The 25,924-nt window shown below is 65.8% G+C and carries 19 protein-coding genes; 10 read left to right on the forward strand and 9 right to left on the reverse strand.

The genetic code is table 11. From position 1 onward, the window contains the following. Positions 1 to 130 precede the first annotated feature (130 nt). The 3 genes from A1351_RS13305 to metH are packed head-to-tail and all read left to right on the forward strand — an operon-like array spanning position 131 to position 5,759. Positions 131 to 1,144 (forward strand): metalloregulator ArsR/SmtB family transcription factor, encoded by a 1,014-nt coding sequence (locus A1351_RS13305; RefSeq protein ID WP_024881029.1) that lies wholly within the window; start codon positions 131 to 133, stop codon positions 1,142 to 1,144. Continuing rightward, the gene (metF, locus tag A1351_RS13310; RefSeq protein WP_157096305.1) at positions 1,144 to 2,040 is read left to right on the forward strand and encodes a methylenetetrahydrofolate reductase [NAD(P)H]; all 897 of its coding nucleotides are present in this window, start codon (positions 1,144 to 1,146) and stop codon (positions 2,038 to 2,040) included. The genes A1351_RS13305 and metF overlap by 1 nt, the downstream gene beginning before the upstream one ends. Continuing rightward, on the forward strand, positions 2,037 to 5,759 hold the full coding sequence (metH, locus tag A1351_RS13315) for a methionine synthase (RefSeq protein WP_064033206.1): 3,723 nt from the start codon (positions 2,037 to 2,039) through the stop codon (positions 5,757 to 5,759). Before metF ends, metH begins: the two co-directional genes overlap by 4 nt. Positions 5,760 to 5,779: 20 nt before the next feature. Here metH and A1351_RS13320 read toward each other — a convergent pair whose 3' ends face one another. Together A1351_RS13320 and A1351_RS13325 are read right to left on the reverse strand one after the other, a co-directional pair. Beyond that, on the reverse strand, positions 5,780 to 6,862 hold the full coding sequence (locus A1351_RS13320) for a hypothetical protein (protein ID WP_064033207.1): 1,083 nt from the start codon (positions 6,860 to 6,862) through the stop codon (positions 5,780 to 5,782). A 370-nt stretch (positions 6,863 to 7,232) separates the two neighbouring features. Further along, entirely contained in the window at positions 7,233 to 7,682 is a 450-nt protein-coding gene (locus tag A1351_RS13325) for a GatB/YqeY domain-containing protein (protein WP_024881032.1), read from the reverse strand. Positions 7,683 to 7,817: 135 nt separating this feature from the next. Here A1351_RS13325 and carA point away from each other — a divergent pair, with 135 nt between their 5' ends. Genes carA through A1351_RS13340 form a run of 3 tightly spaced genes read left to right on the forward strand, consistent with a single transcriptional unit; the run spans position 7,818 to position 9,680 of the window. Beyond that, positions 7,818 to 9,008, forward strand: a complete 1,191-nt coding sequence (gene carA, locus A1351_RS13330; protein WP_064033208.1) for a glutamine-hydrolyzing carbamoyl-phosphate synthase small subunit — start codon at positions 7,818 to 7,820, stop codon at positions 9,006 to 9,008. Between the two features lie 16 nt (positions 9,009 to 9,024). Next, positions 9,025 to 9,318 carry a nucleotidyltransferase family protein gene (locus tag A1351_RS13335; protein ID WP_064033209.1) on the forward strand — a complete coding sequence of 98 codons (294 nt, stop codon included), beginning with the start codon at positions 9,025 to 9,027 and terminating at the stop codon, positions 9,316 to 9,318. Continuing rightward, positions 9,318 to 9,680 (forward strand): DUF86 domain-containing protein, encoded by a 363-nt coding sequence (locus tag A1351_RS13340; RefSeq protein ID WP_064033210.1) that lies wholly within the window; start codon positions 9,318 to 9,320, stop codon positions 9,678 to 9,680. Before A1351_RS13335 ends, A1351_RS13340 begins: the two co-directional genes overlap by 1 nt. Positions 9,681 to 9,702: 22 nt before the next feature. On the opposite strand, the gene pgeF is transcribed toward A1351_RS13340, so the two are convergent. The 7 genes from pgeF to A1351_RS13375 all read right to left on the reverse strand — a co-directional run bounded on the left by pgeF (position 9,703) and on the right by A1351_RS13375 (position 18,896). After that, entirely contained in the window at positions 9,703 to 10,491 is a 789-nt protein-coding gene (pgeF, locus tag A1351_RS13345; protein WP_083967317.1) for a peptidoglycan editing factor PgeF, read from the reverse strand. Further along, positions 10,488 to 11,570, reverse strand: coding sequence for a class I SAM-dependent methyltransferase (locus A1351_RS13350; protein ID WP_064033211.1), 1,083 nt, complete (start codon positions 11,568 to 11,570; stop codon positions 10,488 to 10,490). The genes pgeF and A1351_RS13350 overlap by 4 nt, the downstream gene beginning before the upstream one ends. Beyond that, positions 11,567 to 12,388: a prolipoprotein diacylglyceryl transferase gene (gene lgt, locus A1351_RS13355; RefSeq protein ID WP_064033212.1), complete on the reverse strand. Its 822-nt coding sequence runs from the start codon at positions 12,386 to 12,388 to the stop codon at positions 11,567 to 11,569. The genes A1351_RS13350 and lgt overlap by 4 nt, the downstream gene beginning before the upstream one ends. Positions 12,389 to 12,525: 137 nt before the next feature. Further along, positions 12,526 to 13,572, reverse strand: a complete 1,047-nt coding sequence (locus A1351_RS13360; protein ID WP_064033213.1) for an aldo/keto reductase — start codon at positions 13,570 to 13,572, stop codon at positions 12,526 to 12,528. After that, a complete protein-coding gene (locus A1351_RS13365) occupies positions 13,572 to 15,779 on the reverse strand; it encodes a 3-hydroxyacyl-CoA dehydrogenase NAD-binding domain-containing protein (RefSeq protein WP_064033214.1) in 2,208 nt (735 codons plus the stop codon). The genes A1351_RS13360 and A1351_RS13365 overlap by 1 nt, the downstream gene beginning before the upstream one ends. Positions 15,780 to 15,804: 25 nt before the next feature. Continuing rightward, positions 15,805 to 17,013 carry an acetyl-CoA C-acetyltransferase gene (locus A1351_RS13370; RefSeq protein WP_064033215.1) on the reverse strand — a complete coding sequence of 403 codons (1,209 nt, stop codon included), beginning with the start codon at positions 17,011 to 17,013 and terminating at the stop codon, positions 15,805 to 15,807. Between the two features lie 92 nt (positions 17,014 to 17,105). Beyond that, positions 17,106 to 18,896 carry an acyl-CoA dehydrogenase C-terminal domain-containing protein gene (locus A1351_RS13375; RefSeq protein WP_064033216.1) on the reverse strand — a complete coding sequence of 597 codons (1,791 nt, stop codon included), beginning with the start codon at positions 18,894 to 18,896 and terminating at the stop codon, positions 17,106 to 17,108. 402 nt (positions 18,897 to 19,298) lie between these two features. Here A1351_RS13375 and A1351_RS13380 point away from each other — a divergent pair, with 402 nt between their 5' ends. The 4 genes from A1351_RS13380 to A1351_RS13395 all read left to right on the forward strand — a co-directional run bounded on the left by A1351_RS13380 (position 19,299) and on the right by A1351_RS13395 (position 25,817). Beyond that, complete coding sequence (locus A1351_RS13380) at positions 19,299 to 23,483, forward strand: SEL1-like repeat protein (protein ID WP_064033217.1); 4,185 nt, start codon at positions 19,299 to 19,301, stop codon at positions 23,481 to 23,483. Between the two features lie 290 nt (positions 23,484 to 23,773). Then, on the forward strand, positions 23,774 to 24,172 hold the full coding sequence (locus tag A1351_RS13385) for a DUF2946 family protein (RefSeq protein WP_157096302.1): 399 nt from the start codon (positions 23,774 to 23,776) through the stop codon (positions 24,170 to 24,172). 118 nt (positions 24,173 to 24,290) lie between these two features. Further along, positions 24,291 to 24,791, forward strand: coding sequence for an RNA polymerase sigma factor (locus tag A1351_RS13390; RefSeq protein ID WP_024881044.1), 501 nt, complete (start codon positions 24,291 to 24,293; stop codon positions 24,789 to 24,791). A 78-nt stretch (positions 24,792 to 24,869) separates the two neighbouring features. Next, positions 24,870 to 25,817 carry a FecR family protein gene (locus tag A1351_RS13395; protein WP_064033219.1) on the forward strand — a complete coding sequence of 316 codons (948 nt, stop codon included), beginning with the start codon at positions 24,870 to 24,872 and terminating at the stop codon, positions 25,815 to 25,817. The last annotated feature ends 107 nt before the right edge of the window (positions 25,818 to 25,924 follow it).

Here is a 25,924-nt window from a genome sequence, read left to right on the forward strand (position 1 = left end):
CGGTCTCATCTATGGCCGCCGGCTCGCATTTCCAGCTCGGCGCACTGGACGGGCCGCGTCTTGATTTCCCGCGAGACGACGCATATAGATATCTTTATATCTAATCAGCGAAGCCCGTGGCCGACGCGAAATGACCGATATGAGGCGACCTCTTCTTCTCGAACCCGCGCTCGCCGCCCTCAATGCGGCGGGCGAGGAGACGCGTCTGCGCCTGCTCGGCCTGCTGGCCGAGACGGAGCTGACAGTGAGCGAGGCCGTGGCCATTCTCGGCCAGTCGCAGCCGCGCGTGTCCCGCCATTTGAAGCTGTTGGTGGAAGCCGGCCTGGTGGAGCGCCGCCGCGAGGGCGCCTGGGCCTTCTTCCGCCTCGCCTCCGCCGACGCGCCCGGCGAGATCGCCCGCAGCGTCGTCTCCTGGCTCGATCCGCTGGACCCCCGCATCGCCGGCGATCGCGCCCGTCTCGCCGAGGTGCGGCAGGCCCGCGCCGACGCCGCCGCCCGTTATTTCGCCGAGCATGCGCCCGAATGGGACGCGATCCGCTCGCTGCATGTGCCGGAGGCGCAGGTGGAGGCCGCCATGCGCGAGGCGGTGGGCGAGAAGCCGCTGCGCCGCCTGCTCGATCTCGGCGCCGGCGCCGGCCGCATGCTGGAGCTATTCGCCCCGCAGGCGGAGCAGGCCGTGGGCGTCGATCTCTCTTCCGCAATGCTCGGCGTCGCGCGCGGACGGCTGGAAAAAGCCGGCGCGCGCAATGTGCAGCTGCGCCAAGGCGACATGTATGCGCTGCCGATAGAACGGGGCAGCTGCGATCTCGTCATCGTGCATCAGGTTCTGCATTATCTCGACGATCCCGGCCGCGCCTTGCGCGAGGCGGCGCGCACGCTCGCGCCCGGCGGCAGGCTGCTTGTCGTCGATTTCGCGCCGCATCGCGAGGAGACCTTGCGCGACGAGCATGCGCATCGCCGCCTCGGCTTCTCGCAGCAGGAGGTCACGACTCTGCTGGAGCAGGCCGGGCTCGAGATTCTGCGCCATCGCGATCTCGCGCCTTCCGCCGACGACGGCGCGAAGCTCACCGTTTCCCTGTGGCTGGCGCAAGATCCTCGCGTCATCGCCGATCCCTTGCCCAAAGCCAGCTTCGAGACCGCATGATGTCCGACAATCGCAGCCTGTGGCCTCCGGGCCATTTCGATATTTCTTACGAATTCTTCCCGCCGAAGACGCCGGAGATGGAGGCGCAGCTCTGGGATTCGATCGCGCGGCTCGCGCCTTTGAAGCCCAAATTCGTCTCCGTCACTTACGGCGCCGGCGGCTCCACGCGCGAGCGCACGCATAATATCGTCGCGCGCCTCGCCGCCGAGACCGATATTCTGCCCGCCGCGCATCTCACCTGCGTCTCCGCCGCGCGCGCCGAGATCGACGAAATCGTGCGCGGCTATTGGAACGTCGGCGTCCGCCATATCGTGGCGTTGCGCGGCGATCCGCCGACCGGCGTCGGCACGCGTTTCGAGCCGCATCCGCAAGGCTATCGCAGCTCCACCGAGCTGGTGCGCGGCATTCGCGCCATCCGCGATTTCGAGATTTCCGTCTCCACCTATCCAGAAGGCCATCCCGAGAGCCGCACGATCGACGACGATCTCGACGCGCTCGAGGCGAAGATCGACGCCGGCGCGACGCGCGCCATCACGCAATTCTTCTTCGAGAACGACGTCTATTTCCGCTTTCTCGACAAGGCGCGCGCGCGGGGAATCAAAATTCCCATCGTGCCCGGCATCATGCCGGTGCAGAACTTCAAGCAGACGGCGAATTTCGCGCGCAAGGCGGGCGCGAGCGTGCCTGATTGGCTCGCGCATCGCTTCGAGGGATTGGACGATGATCCCGTCACGCGCCGGCTCATCGCCGCCGCTGTCGCCGCCGAGCAGGTGCTCGGCCTCGCCGAAGGCGGCGTGAAGGAATTCCATTTCTACACAAACAATCGCGCCGATCTCGTCTTCGCGATCTGCCATCTTCTGGGCGTGCGCCCCGTCACCGAGAAAGTCGCAGCATGAGTTTCGACAAGAACCACGGACCGAAGATTCTCGCAGCGCTGGAGAAGGCGGCGAGCGAGCGCATTCTCGTGCTCGACGGCGCCATGGGCACGATGATCCAGCGCCACAAATTCACCGAGGCCGATTTTCGCGGCGAGCGCTTCAAGGATCATGCGAAGGATTTGCGCGGCGACAATGATCTGCTGACGCTGACGCAGCCGGCGGCGATCAAGGCGATTCATCGCGCCTATCTCGAAGCCGGCGCCGACATTATCGAGACCAACACTTTCTCCTGCACCTCTATCGCGCAGGCCGATTACGGGCTCGAGCACATCGTCTATGAGCTCAATTACGAAGGCGCGCGCCTCGCTCGCGCAGCGGCCGATGAAGTCGCGCGCGAGACGGGCGTGCCGCGCTTCGTCGCCGGCTCCATGGGGCCGACCAATCGCACCGCCTCCATCTCGCCGGATGTCTCCAATCCCGGCTTTCGCGCCGTCACCTTCGACGATCTGCGCGCCGCCTATCTCGAGGAGGCGCTCGGCCTGTTGGAAGGCGGCGCCGATATTCTCTTGATCGAAACCATTTTCGACACGCTGAACGCCAAAGCGGCGATCTATGCCGTGGAGGACGCATTCGAGAAGGTCGGCACGCGCTTTCCGGTGATGATCTCCGGCACCATCACCGATCTCTCCGGCCGCACGCTCTCCGGCCAGACGGCGGCGGCCTTCTGGAACTCGATTCAGCACGCGAAGCCTTTCTCCATCGGCTTCAATTGCGCGCTCGGCGCGCGCGAAATGCGCCAGCACATCGCCGAGGTCGCGCGCATCGCCGACACGCGAATCTGCGCCTTCCCCAACGCCGGCCTGCCCAATGAATTCGGCCTCTATGACGAGAGCCCGGAATATATGGCCGAGCTGGTCGGCGAATTTGCGAAATCCGGTCTCGTCAATGTGGTCGGCGGCTGCTGCGGCACGACGCCGCCGCATATCGCCGCCATCGCCGGCGCCGTGAAAGGCGTCGCGCCGCGCGCGATTCCGACCATAGCGCCGCTGCTGCGCCTCGCCGGCCTCGAGCCTTTCACGCTGACGAAGGACATTCCTTTCGTCAATGTCGGCGAACGCACCAATGTCACCGGCTCGGCGAAATTCCGCAAGCTCATCACCGCCGGCGATTACGCCGCGGCGCTGGATGTGGCGCGCGATCAAGTGGCCAATGGCGCGCAGGTCATCGACATCAATATGGACGAGGGCCTGCTCGATTCGAAAAAGGCGATGGTCGAGTTCCTCAATCTGCTCGCCGCCGAGCCCGATATCGCGCGCGTGCCGGTGATGGTCGATTCGTCGAAATTCGAGGTGATCGAAGCCGGCCTGCAATGTCTGCAGGGCAAGGGCGTCGTCAACTCCATCTCGCTGAAGGAAGGCGAGGAGAAATTCATCGAGGCCGCGACCAAGGTGCGCCGCTATGGCGCCGCCGTCGTCGTCATGGCATTCGACGAAGCGGGACAGGCCGACACTTTCGCGCGCAAGGTGGAGATCTCCGGCCGCGCCTATAAGATCCTCGTGGAGCAAGTAGGCTTTCCGCCGCAGGACATCATCTTCGATCCAAATATTTTCGCGGTCGCGACGGGCATAGAAGAACATTGCAATTACGGCGTCGACTTCATCGACGCCGCGCGCGCGATCAAGACGACGCTGCCGCATGCGCATGTCTCCGGCGGCGTGTCCAATCTCTCCTTCTCCTTCCGCGGCAATGAGCCGGTGCGCGAGGCGATGCACTCCGTCTTCCTCTATCACGCCATTGCGGCGGGGATGGACATGGGCATCGTCAACGCCGGCCAGCTCGCCGTCTATGAGAAGATCGACCCCGAGCTGCGCGAAGCCTGCGAGGATGTGGTGCGGAATCGCCGTCCCGACGCGACAGAGCGCCTCGTCGAGATGGCCGAGCGCTTCAAAGGCGCGGGCGCGAAGACGGCGGAGAAGGATGCGGCGTGGCGCGAGGCCAGCGTCGAAAAGCGTTTGGAATATGCGCTGGTCAATGGCGTCGCCGATTATATCGAGCAGGATGTGGAAGAGGCGCGTCTCTCGAGCACACGTCCGCTCGATGTGATCGAAGGTCCGCTGATGGCCGGCATGAATGTCGTCGGCGATCTCTTCGGCCAGGGCAAAATGTTCCTGCCGCAAGTGGTGAAATCCGCGCGCGTGATGAAGCAGGCGGTGGCGCATCTCCTGCCCTTCATGGAAGAGAACAAGGAGACGCGCTCCACCGCCGGCAAGATTCTTCTCGCGACGGTGAAGGGCGACGTCCACGACATCGGCAAGAACATCGTCGGCGTCGTGCTCGGCTGCAATAATTTCGAGATCATCGATCTCGGCGTGATGGTGCCGACCGCCAAAATTCTCGAGACGGCGAAAGCCGAAAAGGTCGATATCATCGGCCTCTCCGGCCTCATCACGCCATCACTCGACGAAATGTGCTTCGTCGCCTCGGAGCTGGAGCGCGAAGGTTTCGACGCGCCGCTGCTCATCGGCGGCGCGACGACGAGCCGCGTGCATACGGCGGTGAAGATCAGCCCCAACTACACCAAGGGTCAGGCCGTCTATGTGACCGACGCCTCGCGCGCGGTGGGCGTCGCCCAGGCGCTGATGTCGCAATCTTCGCGCGCCGATTATGTCGCCAAGACGCGCGAGGAATATGAGAAGGTCGCCGACGCTCATGCGCGCGCGCAAGCCGACAAGCAGCGCGTCTCCCTCGCTTCCGCGCGCGCCAATGCGCTGAAAATCGATTGGGCCGCCTATGCGCCGCCCAAGCCGACCTTCCTCGGCGCGCGCGTCTTCGCTTCCTATGATGTCGCGGAGCTGGTTCCCTATATCGATTGGACGCCCTTCTTCCAGACATGGGAATTCAAGGGCCGCTATCCCGCTCTGCTCGACGATCCCGAGCGCGGGCCGGCGGCGCGGCAATTGTTCGAGGATGCGCAGGCGATGCTGACGCGCATCGTGGAAGAGCGCTGGTTCAATCCCAAGGCGGTCATCGGCTTCTGGCCCGCCAACGCCGTGGGCGACGATATCGCGCTCTATACGGGCGAGGGCCGCGTCGAGCGGCTGGCGACGCTGCATACGCTGCGCCAGCAGCTCACGCGGCGCGACGGCAAGCCCAATGTCGCGCTGAGCGATTTCGTCGCGCCGGAGGGCGACGGCAAGGCCGATTACCTCGGCGCCTTCGTCGTCACCGCCGGCGCGCAGGAGGCGAAAATTTCCGAGCGCTTCGCCCGCGCCAACGATGATTATGGGGCGATCATGGTGAAGGCGCTGGCCGATCGCCTCGCCGAAGCTTTCGCCGAGCGCATGCATCAGCGCGTGCGCCGCGAGTTCTGGGCCTATGCGGCGGATGAGACGCTGACGCCGGAGCAGCTGGTCGGCGAGGATTATCGCGGCATTCGCCCGGCGCCGGGCTATCCGGCCCAGCCCGACCATACGGAGAAGGCGACGCTCTTCGATCTGCTGGAGGCGACGAAGCGCACCGGCGTCACGCTGACGGAGAGCTTCGCCATGACGCCGGCCTCATCGGTCAGCGGACTCTATTTCGCGCATCCGCAGGCGCATTATTTCGGCGTCGCCAAAGTGGAGCGCGATCAGGTCGAGGATTACGCCGCGCGCAAGGGCGTCTCCGCCGCCGAGATCGAGCGCTGGCTCGCCCCCGTGCTCAACTATGAGACCCGCGTGGCCGAACCAGCGGAGTGAGGCGCGGGTTGTAGCCTCGATCAAAAATCGAAGCCTCCGCCATTGTCCGCCTTCTCGCGTGCGGCCGGCGTGTTCGTCATCAGCCAGATATCGACGCGGCGGTCGGAAGGAACTCCGAGCGGCCGCGTCGCTCGCGCAATCTGCGCGGACGACGGCGTCACGCGCGGGCCAGAGACGAGCGCAATAATATTGTCTCGATCGGGCGCCTTCGCGCCCGCTTTCCAACAATCCTCGTCGAGACGCGCTCTCACGGCCTCGACGCGCGCCCGCGCGAGACCGGCATTGGCCTCGTAACGCGCTTTCGTCTCGCCTGACAAAGGAAGACGGTCCGTCGCCCCGACGATCAAGACGACCCCCGCGCCATCCGGCGGCGTGGCGCTTTTCCATCGCGCGCAAATGCTCTCGAGGTCGCGCTCTGCCGCGCGCAAAGCATCGTCCTCGAACCCTTCTTGATCGAAGGAGGCGCGGCCTTTCTTGAAATTCGTGATCGCGCCCAGCCGAGTAGAGACAAAGCGATCCCCCACCTTGGGCTCGACAGGGACCTGCAATTCGAATTGCGCTTTGACGAGGTTTTCGAAATTCGCCTTCAGAAAACTATCGACCTTCAGATTTTTCACGACCGCCGCCTGGATGCCGCCCGCCATCGCGAATAGCGCGAATCCCGCCGTCGTCGGCGCGACGCCTTTGCGCAAACCGATGAGGACGCTTCCCGCCAAAATCGACGCGAGCGTCAACGCGAAGGATGCGTCGAAATTGTAAGGATCGTAAAGCGCCTTCCGCTGCACGCATTCGACCGCGGGACATCTCGGACTTTCGATCGGAACGGCATTGCCCGAGGACCGGCTCACCGGGGCGACCAGCACGAACACGACGAGGATGACCAAGCCGGCAACGAGCGGAACCGCCGCCTGAAAATCGAGCGCGGCGCCGACATCTTTGGTTTCTATCGAGCCCAGCGTCCTGTAGAGCTGCCAGTCATGCGCTTCTGGATCGCCATGCGCGGTCGCCGCCAAGCCCGCCTCTATGGCTTCCACCCGCTTGCCGGCCTTCATCACCACCGCCCTGTGGTAGAGCAACCAAATCGAAAAGGCGGCGTAGACCATGATGGCGAGTCCGACGAACTCGATCCTATCGACAGAGATAAATCGAGAGTAGACCGCTGCAGCAGAACCAGCGACAACGGTCCCAAAAAACCCTTTGACGCGAAATGCGAGGTTCTCATGCCTCGCGATAATTCCTTGGAGGATTCTTATTTCTTCGATTGCTGCATTCTTGCGGTCCATTCGCATCGCCCGCTCACGAATTACAATAAAAATAACACCATATGCCGATTACAGAATAAATACCGCTTTTGAATATAATGGAAGACATTTTTCACGCAGAACAGCGCCCCGACTCTTCACGAAGAGAAGAAAATCGGTGCGCTGTGAAAGCTTTACGCCCTGGGCGAAGCCGCCGAGCGCCTTGATCGACTCAGCCCCCGAGCGCCGCCTTGACCGCGGCGCTCGCCTTGCCGAAATCGATGCGGCCCGTGTATTTCGCCTTGAGCGCGGCGACGACCTTGCCCATATCCTTGATCGAGGCGGCGCCGGTCTCGGCTATGGCGGCCTTTATCGCCTCGGCGACCTCGGCCTCGCCGAGCTGCTGGGGCAGATATTCCGTGATCACCGCGATCTCGGCGCGCTCCTTCTCGGCGAGCTCGGGGCGGCCGCCCTTCTCGTAGATTTCCACCGATTCCTGGCGGCTCTTCACCATTTTCTGCAGCAGAGCGAGAATATCGTCGTCGCCGAGCGTCTTGCCCGTGGCGCGCGCCTCAATGTCGCGATCCTTGAGCCCCGCTGTGATCATGCGGATCGTCTCGACCTTCTGCTTTTCGCCGCTCTTCATCGCCGCCTTGAGGTCGGCCGTGAAACGTTCGCGCATTGTATTTCCACTTCGCAGTGAAATGTTCTAGACGTGCTTGCGATCTGAAAGGATCGCGGCAATCTAGATTTTTCGAGGGATGGCGGGCGCCCGATGGCGGCGCGCCGGCGGATGAGGGTGAGGCATAGAGCGCGGATGAGCCCGGATCAAGACGCAGCGACGGGTTGGACGGTTCCGGTCCACACGGGGGTTCTGGTTCTCGCCAGCGGCGAGGCGATTTTCGGCTTCGGCTTCGGCGCCGTGGGCTCGGCCGTCGGCGAGGTCTGCTTCAACACCGCCATGACCGGCTATCAGGAAATCCTCACCGATGCTTCCTACGCCGGGCAGATCGTCACCTTCACCTTTCCCCATATCGGCAATGTCGGCGTCAATGACGAGGATGTCGAAACCGTCGATCTCGACAACCGGGCCGGCGCGCGCGGCGTCATCGTGGCGGCGCCCTCGGGCGATCCGTCCAATTATCGGGCGCTGCGGCCGCTCGGCGAATGGCTCGCCGCGCGCGGGATCATCGGCCTCTGCGGCATGGACACGCGCGCGCTGACGACGCTGATCCGCGAGAAGGGCATGCCCAACGCCGTCATCGCCTATGCGCCGGACGGCGTCTTCGATCTCGCGGCGCTGCGCGCCGAGGCCGCCGCCTGGCCGGGCATAGACGGCATGGACCTCGTGCCCTCCGTCACCGCGCCCGCGCGCTATGATTGGGACGAGACCGTCTGGCGGCAGGACTCCGGCTATGGCAAGCGCGACGGGATCAAATTCCGTGTCGTCGCCGTGGATTATGGCGTGAAGCGCAATATTCTGCGGCTGCTGGCTGAGGCCGGCTGCGAGGTGATCGTCGTGCCGGCCACGACCAGCGCGCAAGAGATCCTCGCGCTCTCGCCGGATGGCGTGTTCCTCTCCAACGGCCCGGGCGATCCGGCCGAGACCGGCAAATACGCCGTGCCGACCATTCGCGAGCTCTTGGCGGCGAAGGTTCCCACCTTCGGCATTTGCCTCGGCCATCAGATGATGGCGCTCGCCGTCGGCGCGAAGACGCAGAAAATGCCGCAGGGCCATCATGGCGCCAATCATCCGGTGAAGGATTTTACCACCGGCAAGGTGGAGATCGTCTCCATGAACCATGGTTTCGCCGTGGATCGCGACAGCCTGCCGGCCAATGTCGCCGAGACGCATCGCTCGCTGTTCGACGGCTCCAATTGCGGCATCGCGCTGGCGGACCGCCCGGCCTTCTCCGTGCAGCACCACCCCGAGGCCTCCCCCGGTCCGCAGGACAGCCATTATCTCTTCGCGCGCTTCGTCGATATGATGGAGAAGGCGCGGGCGTGAGCCTATAGCGAAAGCCATGAGACGCGACGAGGCCATGGACCGACTGAGAGCGCACGAAGCCGAACTGCGGCGGCTCGGTGTGCTCAGTCTCTATATGTTCGGCTCCACCGCTCGCGACGAAGCCGGCTCGACATCGGATGTCGATTTGTTTTTCGACTATCGAAAAGGCGAGTTCGGCCTTTTCGAACTGATGGACCTAAAGGATTATGCGCGCGACCTTCTCGGGACCCCAGTCGACATCATGACTCGCGACAGCTTGCACAAGGCGTTGCGGGAACGGATCGAAGTAACCGCGTTGCGTGTGTTCTGATGGCGATCCCATCGAATGTTCCGCGCCTACAGGACATCCTCGAAGCTATAGAGCGCATTCACGAGTGCATGGCGGAGGCCTCGCTCGACGATTTCGAAGCCGATTGGCGACGACAATGGCTCGTCGAACGCGGCGTCGAGATCATTTCCGAAGCCAGCCGGCATCTCGATGATGAGCTGAAAGCGCGTCATCCGGAAATTCCTTGGCGCAAGGTGGCCGGCATCGGCAATGTGCTCCGGCACAGCTACGAGACAGTCGCCGCCGCAGTCCTATGGAAGCTCGCGCAGAGCGACCTCCAACCATTGGAGAAAGTCTGCCGCGCGGAACTCGAATCCTTACGAAAAAAGACTGTTTCTGATTAACAGGCGTAGCGATGACGGCCCCTCACCCGATCGCGATCGCCGACACCAGCCGCCCATAATCCGGCTCCTTGCGATGCACGCTGCGGCGATAGCTGAAGCAGCGCGCCTCGTCCGCATAAGTGTCGATGCGCAAATTCTCAAAGGAAGCGACATTCGCCGCCTCGACGCGCCGCGTGATGAAAGCGGGCAGATCGAACATGGAATGCCCCTCGCGCGCCGAAGGCGTGAAGAAACGCGCGAAGCCCGAATCCTCCGCCAAAAATCGTTCGACGAACTCGCCGCCCACCTCGTAGCTCTCGCGGCCGATCGCCGGGCCGAGCGCGACATGAATATCGGCGCGATGCGCGCCGCGCGTCTCCATCACCGCGATCGTCGCCTCTATCATGCCGGTGAGCGCGCCCTTCCATCCCGCATGGCAGGCGCCGATGACGACGGCGCGCGCATCGGCGAAGAGCAGCATGCCGCAATCGGCGCCGGTGACGCCGAGCGCCAAGCCTTCGACATTGGTGACGAGGCCATCGCAACGCGGCCGCTCCGTCTCGGTCCAGGGCTCAGCGACAAAGAGCGCGTCGCGCGAATGAATCTGATAGGGCACGAGCAGCCGATGCGTCTCCGCGCCGAGCCGCTGCGCCATACGCGCGCGATTCTCGGCGACGCGCGCGGACTCATCGCTGGAGCCGACTCCGCCATTGAGCGAAGCGTAGACGCCCTCCGACACGCCGCCCGCGCGCGTGAAGAAAGCGTGGCGAACGCCCGGCAGAGCGAGATTGCCGGCGCCGAGAGCGCCCGGCGCCTCCATCGTCTCGGTCATTGGAAAAACCCTGGCAGAAGCGGCATGTCTGGATGCGTCACGGCGATGACCTTGAACAATTCGCCCATGTCGCGCTTGGGATCGCCGGCGCCGATGAGACGCTCCAGCGCAATGTCGATCTCGGCGCTCTGCTCTGTGGTCGCGCGTTTCTTCAACGCTTCGGCGCGCTCGACGACGCCGAGCTGGCGCAGAAAGGCGCCCTGCGTCACCGGCCCTTGCACTTTCGCGCCGGCGGCCGTCGCGGCGCGCGCCAGCGCGGCGAAATCGACATGGGTGGTGAGATCGGCCTCGCCCGGCGCCTCCAGCGGATCGACATAGGCGTGACGCGACACCGCCTGCAATGTCTCGCCCAGCGCCGTCTGCGTATAGCCATAGTCGATGACGAGCAGCACTCCGCCTTGCGCGACGAGACGCGCGGCGATATCGCGCATGATGCGCGCGCCGATCGCGCCGATCTCTATGATCGAGCCCTCCGGCGCCGCGACGGTCAGATCGGCCTCGACGCTTTCGCCAACGCCGAAAGCGAGCGCGTCATTCTCGTCCATGCCGACGAGCCGCTCGCTCCAGCCGCGCTCCGTCTGCACGAAATGGCGCACCGGCAGCGCGTCGAAAAACTCATTGGCGATGATGATCGCCGGCCCTTCTGGAATGCGCGCGACATCCGCGCTCCAGGAGACTTGCGCCGGCGCATTGGCGAGCGTCTGCCGCTGCCGCGCCTCGAGCACAGGGCTCGTCTCGACGAGATGAACATCCAGAGCGGAGAGAAAATCCGGCGCGATGCGCGCGACGCGCAGCGCATCCGCCATCAGCGTGCCGCGGCCCGGACCGAGCTCGACGAGGCGCACCGGTGAAGGCGAATGCGCGGCGCGCCACGCCTCCTGCGCGAAAAGGCCGATGAGCTCGCCGAACATTTGGCTGATCTCCGGCGCGGTGATGAAATCGCCGCCCGCGCCGAATGGATCGCGCGTCGTGTAATAGCCCTTGGTGGGGTGCGACAGAGCGAGCGTCATGTAGCGCTCGAGCGTGATCGGCCCCTCTTGCGCGATGAGCTCGACGATATCTTGGCGCAGAGCGCTCATGCTTCGACTCTCTGCGGGCGCAGCGCATAGAGGATGAGCCCGGCGCCGATCACGATCATCGGCGCGGACAGCGCCATGCCCATTGTGAGGCCATTGTCCAGCGCCTCCGACAGCGGATCCGGCTCGCGGAAGAATTCGCTGACGATGCGCGCCGCGCCATAGCCGACGCCGAAGAGTCCGGTGGCGAGGCCCGGCCGCTTCAGCGCGCCGCGCTGCGCGGCGATGGCGAGCAAAATATAGAGCGCGACGCCCTCGAGCCCCGCCTCATAGAGCTGGCTCGGATGGCGCGGCGCATCGCCGGCGCCGGGAAACACCATGGCCCAAGGAACATCGCTCTCGCGGCCCCACATCTCCGGCTTGATGAAATTGGCGAGGCGGCCGAAGAAAATGCCGATCGGCGCGACGGTCGCGCAAATATCGCTGATGGTGAGCGCGAGAATCTTCTCGCGCCATGCAAACAGCGTCATCGCCACGATCGCGCCGATGAGCCCGCCGTGAAAGGCCATGCCGCCTTTCCAGGTTTTGATGATCTCTTCGGGATGCGCGAAGTAGAAAGCGCGCTCATAGAAGAGCACATGGCCGAGCCGTCCGCCGATGATGACGCCGAGCGCGACATAGACGAGGAGATCGTCCAGGCTCTCGCGTGAGGGATGCGCGATCTCGCCCCACAAATGCTCGCGCGAGACGAGGCGGCGCGCATAGAGCCAGCCGAGCGCGAGCCCGGCGATATAGGCGAGCGCATACCAGCGTATGGGCAGCGGTCCGAGCTCGACCAGAACCGGGTCGATCATCGGAAAGGGAAGCGCGAGAATAGGCATGACGACTCGTCGTTGCATCCGATGGCGGCGAGATTAGAGCGCTTTTGGCGCAAACGGAATCGCCGCTGCGCTCGGAAAGCGCCTCGAAGCGAAAAATCAGCCGGGATTTCGGCTCCGAAAGGGCAAAAGGCCCCCGGTCACTTCGCCTCGAAGGGACCGGGGCGGCGAAAAGCGCCCTGACGCTCCAGCATCCACCCGGGATATTCCGCGGGGAGCGCGCTCACCGCATCGAGCCGCGCGAGATCGTCGGCTGTGAGCTGCAGCTTCACTGCGGCAAGATTTTGCTCGAGCTGATCGATGCGCCTGGCGCCGATGATGACGCTGGTGACGAAAGGCTTGGCGAGAACATAGGCGAGCGCCACTTCGGCGACGCTGACGCCGTGCTTCGCGCCGATCTCGCGCATGGCGGCGACGCAGGCCCAGGCGCGATCCTTTTCGACGGGCGGGAAATCGAAGGAGACGCGGCGGCCCTCGGCGCCCTCCGGCGCGCCCGGCCCATATTTGCCCGAGAGCAGGCCGCCGGCGAGCGGCGACCACACCATGAGGCCGAGTTTTTCTTCTGCGAGCAGCGGGACGATCTCGCGCTCGAGATCGCGGCCGGCGATGGAATAATAGGCCTGCACCGTCTCATAGCGCGCAAAGCCCAGCCGCTCCGAGACGCCGAGCGCCTTGGCGATGCGCCACGCCTGCCAATTGGAGAGGCCGATGTAGCGCACCAGCCCGCGCGAGACGAGATCGTCCAGCGCGCGCAATGTCTCCTCTATCGGCGTCACGGCGTCATTGCCGTGGATCTGATAGAGATCGATATGATCGGTCTGCAGGCGCTCGAGGCTCGCCTCGACGCTGTCCATTATATGTCCGCGCGAGGCGCCGCGATCATTGGGGCAGGCGCCGGTCTCGCCATAGAATTTGGTGGCGATAACGACATCCTTGCGCTTCACGCCGAGATCGACGAGCGCCTGCCCCACCATTTTCTCCGAGCGGCCGAAGGAATAGACATCGGCCGTATCGATGAAATTGACGCCGGCCGCAAAAGCGCGCTCGACGATGCGCGTCGCCGCCTGCTGATCGACATCGGCGATCGCGCCCCAGATTCCAGCGCCGCCCGCCTCGCCGAACGTCATCGCGCCGAGGCAAATTTCCGAGACGAAAAGGCCAGTGCGGCCGAGCTGATTGTATCGCATCACGCCGCCTTCGCCTGCGCGCCATATTTGCCGTAGAAGCTCTCGCCCTTCTTCGCCATCTCGCGCAGCTCGGCGGGCGCTGCGAAGCGCTCGCCGAATTTCTGCGCGAGCGCTTCGCAAATGGCGACGAAGGCCGCCGTTCCGACGCCGTCGATGTAAGACAAAGTGCCGCCGGTGAAAGGCGCGAAGCCGAAGCCGAGAATGGAGCCGACATCCGCTTCGCGCGGATCGGTGACGACGCCCTCGAACAAGACGCGCGCCGCTTCCACCGCCTGCACGGCGAGGAAGCGCTGCTTCAGCTCTTCCACATCGATGGCGTCTGGATCGAGCTTCTTGTCGGCGAGCGCGGACAGGCCCGGCCACAGGCTCTTCTTGCCGCTCGCCGGATAATCATAGAAACCCTTGCCGTTCTTGCGGCCGAGACGCCCTTCCTGCTCCACCATGAAATGCAGCACGCGCTCCTGCGTCGGATCGACGGCGGCTGCGCCGAGATCCTTCTTGGTCGCGAGATGGATTTTCCAGGCGAGGTCGAGCGCGATCTCGTCATTGAGCGAGAGCGGGCCGACCGGCATTCCGGCCATGCGCGCGGCGGTCTCGATCATCGCCGGCGGCACGCCTTCGGTGAGCATGATCTGCCCTTCGCGCACGAAATTCAGCACGCAGCGATTGGCGTAGAAGCCGCGTGAATCATTGACGACGATCGGCGTCTTCCTCAGCACGCGCACGAAATCGAGCGCCGTGGCGACGGCGCGGTCATTCGTCTTCTTGCCGCGGATCACCTCGACGAGCAGCATTTTCTCGACCGGCGAGAAGAAATGAATGCCGACGAAATTCTCGGGGCGAAGCGACGTCTCGGCCAGCGAGCTGATCGGCAGAGTGGAGGTGTTGGACGCGAAGATCACATCCGGCCCGACCACCGCTTGCGCTTTCTTCGTCACTTCCGCCTTCACGCCGCGCTCCTCGAACACGGCTTCGACAATGAGATCGGCGCCGGCGAGCTTCTCATAATCGGGCGTCGCGGTGATGCGCGCGAGCAGCGCCTCCTTGTCCGCCGCAGTGGCGCGGCCGCGCGACACTTGGCCGGAGATGAGCTTGTCGATCACCGCCTTGCCCTTGTCGGCGCTCTCCTGATCGCGATCGATCAGCACCACCTCTATGCCGGCGAGCGCGCTGACATAGGCGACGCCCGCGCCCATGAAGCCGGCGCCGAGCACGCCGATCTTGGCGAATTTCGCCGGCGGAATCTCCTTCGGCCGATGCGCGCCCTTCTCCAGCTCGTTCTTGGAGAGGAAAAGCGAGCGGATCATCGCTGCCGCTTGCTTGGAGCGCAGAATATGCGCGAACCAGCGCGCCTCGACGCGCAGGCCGAGATCGAAGGGCAATTGCAGCCCCTCGAACACGCTGTGCAATATGGCCTTGGCGGCCGGATAATTGTCGAAGGTCTCGCGGCGGTAGATGGCGTTGGCGGCCGGCCACACCATCATGCCGCCCGGCGAGAACACGCGGCCCGACGGCGGCTTGAAGCCTTCGACGTCCCAAGGCGCCTTGCCCTTGCCGCCATTGACGATCCACGCGCGCGCCCGCTCGACAATCTCAGTCTCCGGCGTGAGCTCGTGAACCAGTCCGGCGGCCTTGGCTTTGGACGCCTTCAATTGCTCGCCCTTGAACAGCAATTGCAGAGCGTCTCCGGTCTGCATCAGCCGCGCGACGCGCTGCGTGCCGCCGGCGCCGGGGAAGAGGCCGACTTTGATTTCCGGCAGGCCGACCTTGGTCTTGTCGGAGTCGGAGAGCACGCGATAATGGCAAGCGAGCGCGAGCTCGAAAGCGCCGCCGAGACAGGCGCCGTGAATGGCGATGGCGAAGGGTTTGCCATTGGTCTCGAGCTTGCGATAAAGCAGCGACAGTCTGCGCGCGCCCTCGAAGAACTGCTTCATCGCAGCCTCTTCGCCCTGCTCGCGCACGGCCTTGGCGTATTCCACCGCGCTCTTCTGCAGCATGGAGAGATCGGCGCCGCCGGAGAAAGCCGGCTTGCCCGATGCGATCACGCAGCCCTTGATCTCAGGATTGCTCGCCACTTCGTCGATGACTTTTTCCAATTCGTCCATCACCTCGAAAGTGATGACGTTCATCGAGCGGTCGGGGCTGTCCCAGGTGAGCAGAGCGACGCCGTCGGCGCCGGTCTCGAAACGGAAATTGACGAGGTTCATCGGGTCGCTCCCGCAGGCTTGAAATTCACACGCGCTCGATGATCGTCGCGGTTCCCATTCCCGCGCCGATGCAGAGCGTCACCAGCGCCGTGGACTTGCCGCTGCGCTCCAATTCGTCGAGCACCGCGCCCACCAGCATCGCGCCCGTCGCGCCGAGCGGATGGCCGAGAGCGATGGCGCCGCCATTCACATTCACTTTGGAATCGTCGAGGCCGAAAGCCTGCATGAAGCGCAGCACCACAGCGGCGAAAGCCTCGTTGACCTCTATGAGGTCTATGTCGGAAAGGCTCATGCCGGCCTTGGCGAGCAGCTTCTTCGTCACATCCACCGGGCCGGTCAGCATCAGCGCCGGCTCCGAGCCGATATTGGCGAAAGCGCGCACCCTCGCGCGGGGCTTCAGCCCATGACGCTCGCCCGCTTCCTTCGAGCCGAGCAGCACAGCGGCAGCGCCGTCGACAATGCCGGACGAATTGCCGGCATGATGCACATGGTTCAACTTCTCGACGTCGGGATGCGCCTGAATGGCCACGGCGTCGAAGCCCGCCTGCTCGGCGAAAAACGCGAAGGACGGCTTCAGCGCGGCGAGCGACTGCATATCGGTCGCGGGGCGCATATGCTCGTCGCGATCGAGAATGGTAAGGCCGTTGACGTCCTTCACCGGCGCGATGGATTTGGCGAAGCGCTTCTCCTCCCAGGCGCGCGCGGCGCGCTGCTGCGACTGCACCGCATAAGCGTCGACATCGTCGCGCGAGAAACCATATTTCGTCGCGATGAGATCGGCGGAGACGCCTTGCGGCATGAAGTAAGAGGGAATGGCGATGGTCGGATCGACGGGCCAGGCGCCGCCGGAAGCGCCGATGCCGACGCGGCTCATGCTCTCGACGCCGCCGCCGATCGTCAGCTCATGCTGGCCGGACATGATCTGCGCAGCGGCGAAATTCACAGAGTCGAGGCCGGAAGCGCAGAAGCGATTGATCTGCACGCCGGGAACCCCATAGCCATAGCCGGCGGAGATCGCCGCGGCGCGGGCGATGTCGCCGCCCGCCTCGCCGACCGGATCGACGCAGCCGAGGATCACATCATCGACCGGCGCGCCGCCGAGATTGTTCCTCTCCTTCAGCGCGGAAAGAGCGGTGACGGCGAGGCCGAGGCTCGACACCTCATGCAGCGAGCCGTCGGGCTTGCCGCGCCCGCGCGGCGTGCGCACGGCGTCGTAGATATAGGCTTCGGGCATGAAGCAACTCCGTTGCTGGGCGAATAGCGAATAGGGAGTAGCGAGTAGCTCGCCTCTCTCTATTCGCTACTCCCTATTCGCTATTCGCGTCATCAAAACATCTCCGCCGGCAGGCTCATCAACGTATCGACGCCCGCCGTGATGCGCGCCAGACGAAAGCCCGTCTCGGGCAGCATCTTCTCCATATAGAATTTGCCCGTCGTGAGCTTGGCGTCGAGCCAGGCGCCGTCGCCGGGCGCCTCCTTTTTCTTGGCGAGCGCCGCGCGGGCGATGCGCGCCCATGTGTAGCCGAGCGCCACGCGGCCGAAGAGATGCATGTAATCATAAGATGCGCCGGCGCCATTGTCGGGCTTGGCGAGCGCATTCTGCATCAGCCAGATCGTGGCCTTTTGCAAATCGCCGAGCGCGACCTTCAGCGGCTCCACGAAGGGCTTCATCTCGTCGGAGCTCTCATGGGCGATAAACTCGCTCACCTCGGCGAAATAGGCCATGGCGGCGCGGCCATTGTCCTTGGGCAATTTGCGGCCGACGAGATCGAGCGCCTGAATGCCATTGGCGCCCTCATAAATCATGGTGATGCGCGCGTCGCGCACGAATTGCTCGACGCCATTCTCGTCTATATAGCCGTGCCCGCCCCATATCTGCTGCGCCTTCACCGCGCTCTCGAAGCCGAGATCGGTGAGCACGCCTTTCAGCACCGGCGTCAGCAGCCCGAGACGATCCTCCGCGATCTGACGCGCCTTGGCGTCCTCGGACCGATGCGCGATATCGCTGTCCAGCGCGGTGGCGAGAGCGAGGCCGCGCGCCGCCTCGTTGAAGGCCTTCATCTCCATGAGGCCGCGCCGAATATCCGGATGCACGATGATGGGATCGGCGCCGCCGCCGGCGTTCTTCGCGCCGGTGAGCGCGCGTCCTTGCAGGCGCTCCTTGGCGTAGGCCGCCGCATTCTGATAGGCGACCTCCGATTGCGCGAGACCTTGCACGGCGACGCCGAGCCGCGCCTCGTTCATCATCACGAACATCGCATTGAGGCCCCGATTGGGCTCGCCGACGAGAAAGCCCCTGGCGCCGTCATAATTCATCACGCATGTGGCGTTGCCGTGAATGCCCATCTTATGCTCGAGCGCGCCGCAGCGCACCGCATTGCGCGCGCCGAGAGTCCCATCGGGATTCACCTCGTATTTCGGCACGATGAAAAGGGAAATGCCCTTCACCCCGGCCGGCGCGCCGTCGATGCGCGCGAGCACGAGATGAATGATATTCTCGGAAAGATCATGCTCGCCGGCGGAGATGAAAATCTTCTGCCCGCTGATGGCGTAGGAGCCATCCTCGCGCGGGCTCGCCTTGGTGGTGAGCAGGCCGAGATCGGTGCCGCATTGCGGCTCAGTGAGATTCATCGTGCCGGTCCAGCGGCCCGCCGCCATGGGCGGCGCGAAGAGGCGCTTCTGGTCCTCGTTACCATGGCGCAGCAGCGCGGCGAGCGCGCCTTGCGTCAGGCCCGGATACATTGCGAAGGACATGTTGGCCGCCGAGGCGAACTCGTTCATCACCACGGCCAACGTATAAGGCAGGCCCTGTCCGTCATATTCGGGCGGAACCGCCAGCCCCACCCAGCCGCCGGCGACGAACTCGCGATAGGCCTCCTTGAAGCCCGCGGGAGTCGCGACATCGCCCGAGGCGTCGAGACGGCATCCCTCCTCATCGCCGCTGCGGTTCAAAGGCTGCAGCCGCTCCTCGCAGATTTTGCCCGCCTCGCCGATGATCTGCGCCAGAACGTCGGGCGTGGCGTCGGCGAATCCGGGCAGATTGCCATAGCGCTCGAAATGCAGGACGTCGTTCAAGAGGAAGAGAGTGTCGTCCACCGGGGCCTTGTAGATCGGCATGAGAGCCCTCCCTGCGCGGATCGCTTAGGTGATATCTCGATATAGGCGTTTTCCCGGCGCTCGGCCGGCTCATCGACGATCATGCGCCTGTCTCGGTTACGAAAACGCAACGTCGAACGCGTTTGGACGCCGAAAGACAAGTCGTTCATAATGCGTGCGAATCAGGGGTTCGTTAGGTGCGTCCTGCGCAGCAATAGGTAGAGAGCCGGCCCCTCCTGCGCAATAGGGGAGCCACGCGGTCGGCTCCACGCAAGCGTTAACCATTTATTTACCTTCTTCGAAGGAAAGTCCCCGGCGACGGCGTACCCCGCCCTCACAGCGTTCCGGCGCGATTCGCGCCTCTCGAGTCGTCGCTCGTCCAGTTTTCCCCAGCCAACACGGGTCGAGCCCGCCGGATATCCGATGACAGAGGCATTTCCCTGGAGCTTCAAGGGTATAGATCACGAAACCCGCGATGTCGCGCGCGCCGCCGCACGACGATCGGGCAAGAGCCTTTCCGCTTGGCTCGATGATGTGATCCAAGAAAAAGCCAATTTCGACGACCGCTCTTCCGCCGTCGATGACGAGGAGCCGAACGCTCCGGCGCGCCGACGCGCGCTGCGCTCGCGTCTCTACGGACGCAATGATCGCGGCCGCATGCGCCGCGACGCCGCGCCGAGACGCGACATGCGCGACGAGGAGACGGAAGACGATTTCCGCTCGCTCGCGCCGCGCGGCCGCGCCGAGGTCGACGCCAAAGCCATCGTCGACGACGCCGTCGCGCTCTTCGAGCGGCGCTCCGCCGAGAGCGAGCGCAAGACGGCCAACGCCCTCTCCGGCCTCGCCAAGCTGATCGACCGCAATCATACGAGCCGCGCTCGCCTCGGCGACGATATCGGCGCGGTGATGGATCGGCTCGGCCACATAGAGGAGCGCATCGCCACCCGCCCCGACGAGAGCGTGCGGCCGATCCGCAACGCGCTGGCGCGGCTCGAGGCGCGCATCGACAGCCTCTCCAACGACGATCGCGCCTATGAGTTCGAGAATGCGCTCGGCTCGCTCGATCAGCGGCTCGCCGAAATTGCGGCGCGGCTGGACGAGGAAGCCGAGGAGCGCCGCGCCGTCGAGCTACGCCGGCGTCAAGAACGAGAAAAGCAAGAGCGCGAGAATTCGGAGCGCGAGCAGCAGCAGGAACGCGAGAGACTGGAGCGCGACAGCCGGCAGGAGCGCGAGCGTCGCGCCGCCACACGGCGTCCGCTGTCGGAGGCCGTCGCCGAAATCACCGAGCGCCAGCGCGCGCTCGAGGACCAGGCGGGCGGCGATTTCGTCGCCAGAGCGGCGATCGAAGCGCGGCCGGCGATCTTCGACGGTCTCGCCGAATCGATCGAGGCGCTGTCGCGTCAGCTGATGTCGGCCCGCGCCGAGCAGAGCATTCAGGGCGAGCAGCAGGCGGCCGTCGTCGCCCAGATCGACCTTTTGCGCTGCGATCTCGAAGGCCTCTCCCGCGCGCTCGTCGATCTCGCGCCGCGGGCCTCCGTCGCCGCCGTCGAATCGGCGCTGCGCGAGCTGACCGAGCGCGTCGAGGCGCAGCGTCTCTATGGCGTCGAGGAGATGGTGCTGGCGCCGGTCGAGCGCCTCACCGCCGATCTCGCCTCCATCCTGCGCGAGCTCGATCCGAGCCGCATCGTCGCCGTCCTCTATGAGGAAGTGCGCACGCTGAACGACAAGCTCGCCGAGCATCACGCCGCCGGCGGCGCCGATCGCGCCGCCATAGACGCGATCGCCGGCGAGACGCGCGAGATTCACGAGCTGCTGAAGGCGGTCGCCCGCCGTCCTCTGCCGATCGAGAAGCTCGAGGCCGGCATCGCCGCGCTGACCACGCAGGTCGACGAGCTGAGCGCTGCCGGCGCCAATGTCGCCACGGCCAAGGATGTGAGCGAGCTGATCCAGAGCATTCGCTCCATCGTCTCGACCGAGATCGGCGGCTCCTTCGCCGCGCTCGAGCGCCGGCTCGAATATTTCGCGGCCAAGCTCGACAACATCTCGACGAAATCGGGCGGCGGCAAGCGCTTCGACGAGATCAACGAGCGCATCGAGCAGGTCCACAAATCGCTCGCCGCCCGCATCGAGCGCAGCGGCTCGGGCGTCGACGCGAGCAAGGTCGAGCAGCTCTTCGCCTCCTTCGCCAAGAAGATCGACGCGGCCGCGCAATCCAAGATCGTCGATCCGGTGGGCGAGCTCGGCCGCAAGATCGAGAAGCTCGAGCAGAGGCTCCAGCCCGCCACGGCGGCGCAGAAATCCGCCGATTCCGAGCAGCTGCGCGAGATCGCAGCCGCAATGAACGCGCTGCGCTCCGAGGTCGAGCGCAAGAGCAATGGCGCCGCCGGCGTCGATCCCAATCAGTTCGAGCGGCTGTTCAGCTCCCTCTCCAAGAAGATCGACGCGGCGAGCGAGGCCCGGATCGTTCATCCTGGCTTCGACGAGCTCGGCCGCAAGATCGAGAAGCTCGAGCAGCGGCTCCAGCCCGTCGCCGCCAGCGCGCAGAAATCCGCCGGCTCCGAGCAATTGCGCGAGCTGGCCGAGCGCATCGACCATGTCCACGCCGAGCTGGCCGCGCGCATCGATTCGAGCGCGCGCCGGCGCGGCGACGACGCCAATCTGCAATTGGCGGAGCTGGTCGGGCAGCTGGCGCAGAAGATGGATGCGGCGCTCGATCCGGAGGCCGATCGCAGCGCCTTCGGCGCGCTCGAGCAGCAGATCGGCCGGCTCGCGGAACGGCTCGACCACTCCGACATGAACGCCGATTCCTTCGCCGCCATAGAGCGGGCGCTGGGCGCGCTGTCGACCAAGGTCGAGGAGACGCGCAGCTCCACCATGCGCGTCGCCGAGATCGCCGCGCGCGAGGCGGCGCAGGACGCGCTACGCGATGCGACGGTTCACGGCGGCTTGCAGGACGCGCTGGAGAAGGAGCTGGTCGAGCTGCGTCATTTCCAGGACGAGGCCGGCCATCGCACCAATCAGACGCTCGCCGCCGTTCACGAGACGCTGCAGCGCGTCGTCGAGCGCCTCTCCATGTTCGAGGACGAGCTGACCGATCTGCGCAAGGCCAAGCCGGGCGCAGCGGCGGAGCCGCAGCGCGCCAAGGACGGGACCGATCCCCGCCGCGCCGCGCGCGTGAAATCCGCGGCGCCGGTCGGCGATGTGGAGGACATTCTGCTGGAGCCGGGCGGCCGCCCGCGCCGCGAGCCGATGGTCTCCCGCGACGACGATCGCTCCGGCTCGGTTCAGCAGGATTTCATCGCGGCCGCGCGCCGCGCCGCCCAGCAGGCCGCGGTCGACGCCCAGGCCGCAGCGGCGCAGGGCAAGGCCGCCCAAGGCAAGGCGGCCAAGAAGATCGCCGCCGAGCAGAAGCCGGAGCCCGAGCGCGTCGCCGCGGCGGGCGGCGTCGGCGCGGCGCTGCAATCCCGCCGTCGGCCGCTGCTGCTCGGCGTCGGCGTGCTGGTGCTGCTCTACGGCGCCTATCAGATCGCTCGCGTCACGCTCGACAATCCGGCGCCGCAGGCCTCCGCCATTCAGGCGGAGCCGAACGAAGCGACCGCCTCCGCCGAGCCTGCCGCCAAGGACGCGGCCGCCGAGCCCAAGGATGCGGCCGCCAAGGACGCCGCCTCCAAGGACGCCGCAGCCGCTGAGCCGAGCGCCCCCGCTCCCGCCACGGTCTCGGCCGCCAAGGCGCCGGCCGCCGCGCCGAGGCCAATCGGTCTTCCGTCGCTCGCGCCCGGCGGCTCCGGCGTCGGCTCCTTCGCTCCCGGCCCGCAGGCTCCGGCGCCCGGACGTTTCGGCTCGCAGACGATCGATCCCATGCCGGTCGGCGCGATCGGAACGCCGGCGGCCAATGCGCCCGCCGCGCCGCGGCAGGACGTTTTCAGCGTCATCAAGGAGATCGCCGCAGCCGGCGACGCCAGCGCGCAATATGAGCTCGGCCTGCGCTACTCCGAGGGTCGCGGCGGCGCCCCGCGCGATCCCAAAATCGCCTTCCAATGGTTCGAGAAGGCGGCCGACAAGGGCCTCGCTCCGGCGCAATACCGGCTCGGCTCCATCTATGAGAAGGGCATGGGCGTCGAGCGCGACTACGCCAAGGCGCTCTCCTGGTACAAGCGCGCCGCCGACGCCGGCAACGCCCGCGCGATGCATAATCTCGCCGTGCTGCACGCCGGCGGCGGCGACGGCAAGCCGGATTACGACCAGGCGGCGCTATGGTTCCGCAAGGCGGCCGAATATGGCGTGCGCGACAGCCAGTTCAATCTGGCCATTCTCTACGCCCGTGGGCTCGGCGTTCCGCAAAGTCTGACGCAGTCCTATCTGTGGTTCTCGGCCGCCGCCACTCAGGGCGACGAGGACGCCGGCAAGAAGCGCGACGAGGTCCGCGCCCGTCTCGACACCAAGGACATGGCGGCCGCCAAGGCGCTCGTGGACGGCTTCCGTCCCAAGCAGCCGGACAATGCCGCCAATGACGTGCCGCCGCCCCCCGGCGGCTGGGAGAACGCCAAGGCCCCCGCCAAGCCGGAGACGAAGCCCGCCGCCGGCAAGCCGAAAGTCTCCGCGCTTTGAAAAAGGCGCGATAGAACCGCGATATAGAGAGAAACTTAGATCATAATGGCAGCGTCCACGCTGGACGCGGCCATTTTCGTTTCGCGGAAATGCCTGCGGCCGTAGCGCGGCCTCTATGACACCAGCGCGCCCGGCCGAGGCGGGATATCGGCCGGTCCCCTCGTCTGCAATTGACGGCGGAACCGCCGCTGTGTCGCCGCGGCGACAGAGGGACAAAATTCGACGCCTCGCGCCAGCCGCGGGGCGTTTTGCCTCTTGACGCTCCTTCCGCCATTGCCGACCCTGCCGCCATGGTGAAGTTTCGGCCCGGCCTGTGGCGGTTCGCGCGCGCCCTCCTCACCAGGGGGATGGCGGCGCTGCTGCTGATTCAGATCGTCGCCCTCGCCTTTTCCGAGACTCGTCCCGCGCCAATGGAGCCGGGACTAGCTTCAGCCGCCCGCCTCTGCAGCGTCACGCCCGAAGGCGGCCATGCGCCGACCGCGCCCAACCAGCCCGGCCATTGCCTCTACTGCCCGCTCTCCTGCGCCCATGGCGGCGCCGGGCTCCCGACGCTGGTGGCGGCGACGCTCCTCCTGCTCCTCCCGCGCGACGCCGCGGCGACGGGCCGCGCGGTGGAGATCGACGCGCGGCCGGTGGCCGGAGCGACCGGCTTCCGGCAATTTTCGCGCGCGCCGCCGGCGCTCGTCTGAGCGTCAGCAGGCGGCCAGAGCTCTCCCGGCCCGCAGCCGCCGACCTTCGACAAGCGCATAGCGAGCCGCGCCGAGTCCTCCGCGCCGAGCGGAGCCGCTCCGCCGCCGAAAGGCGATCATGCCCGATCAAAAATCCGAACGTTTTCGCGAGCTGTTTCGCCGCAACAAGCGCGCGCTGCTCGACTATTTCAAACGTCGCGTGGGGCCTGACCACGCCCCGGACCTGCTGCAGGAGACCTTCGTGCGCGCGATTCGCCGCGACGGGTTCGAGAACGTCGCCGATCCGCCGGCATTTCTGAAGCAGATCGCCATCAATCTCTCGCGCGATTTCGCCCGCCGCCGCGACAGCGAGGCCAAATATTTCGTTCCCGGCGACGCGCCCGAGGAGGTCATAGAGCCCGCCGTCGCGCCGGACGCGCTCTATGAGACGGAGGAGCTGGCCAGTCGCCTTCTGGAAGCGATAGAGGCGCTGCCGCCCAAATGCCGGCAGGCTTTCGTCATGCGCCGCTTCGAGGACCTCACCCATGAGGAGATCGCGGCGCGCATGGGCGTCTCCCGCAATATGGTGGAAAAGCACCTGCGGCTCGCCATGGAGCGCTGCCGGGCGGCGCTCGATTGACGGCGCCGACCTCCCCTTTTGCATGTCGGGCGCGTCCTACCCTATGAGAGCCTTGTTCTCGAGCCCTCTGCGGAGACCATGAGCGCGGACCACGCCCCCAGCGAAGCGGAATTGGAGCGACGGCGTACCGCCATCGCCTGGTGGATGCGGCTCGACTCGGGCGCCTCGACGCCGGCGGAGCGCGAGGCCTTCGCCGCCTGGCTGACCGCGGAGGCCGCCAACAAGGCCGCCTTCGACGATATCTGCCGCCTGTGGGGCGATCTGGAAATTCTGCGCCCGCGCCTCCTGCCGGCGGCCCGCGCGTCCAGCCCGCCCCGTCTCACGCGGTTGCGCATCGGTGCAGCGCTGGCCGGCCTCGCTCTGGCCCTCGCCCTCTCCTATGACGAATTGGCGATCCGCTGGCGCGCCGGCCATCTCACCGGAACCGGCGAGCTGCGCAGCCTCGTCCTCGAGGACGGCTCGCGCGTGGAGCTCGGCCCCGATTCCGCTTTGGAGACGAATTTCGTCGGCGGCGAGCGACGCGTGACGCTGCTCCGGGGCGAGGCTTGGTTCGCCGTCGCGCCGGACGTCGCGCGCCCCTTCGTCGTCGCGACGCCGGCCGGGACGGCGACGGCGCTCGGCACCGCCTTCGACGTCTCGATCCAGGGCGCGCGTACCGAGGTGACAGTGACCGAGCATAGGGTCCGACTTTCGGGCGCCGGCCCGAGCGTCATCGTCGAGGAAGGCGCGCAGAGCGCCTTCGCGCCGGGCGTGGCGGCGGTTTCGCCCTATCCGGTCGATACGGATCAGGTGACGGCATGGCGGCGCGGCAAGCTCATCTTCGACGATAAGCCGCTCGCCGAGGTGCTGGCGACTCTCTCGCGCTATCGCCGCGGATATGTGGCGCTCGTCGACCCTAGCCTGCGCGGGCGGCGCGTGACCGGCGTCTTCGAGACCCGCGATCCAGAGGCGGCGCTACGGGCGATTCAAAAATCGCTCGGACTTCGCGCCGTCTCTCTCGGCTTCGTCACGCTGATCGGAGGCTGAGAGGAGCCGCGCAAAAAACTTCATCGAGCGACCTCCTCGCCGGACGCCGAGCCGCGTCCAACTCGGTGAGGGGGACGTTCGAGCCCCCGATAAGATGCGAGGGGCGC

Source organism: Methylosinus sp. R-45379 (assembly GCF_001644125.1).
Taxonomy (GTDB): Bacteria; Pseudomonadota; Alphaproteobacteria; order Rhizobiales; family Beijerinckiaceae; genus Methylosinus.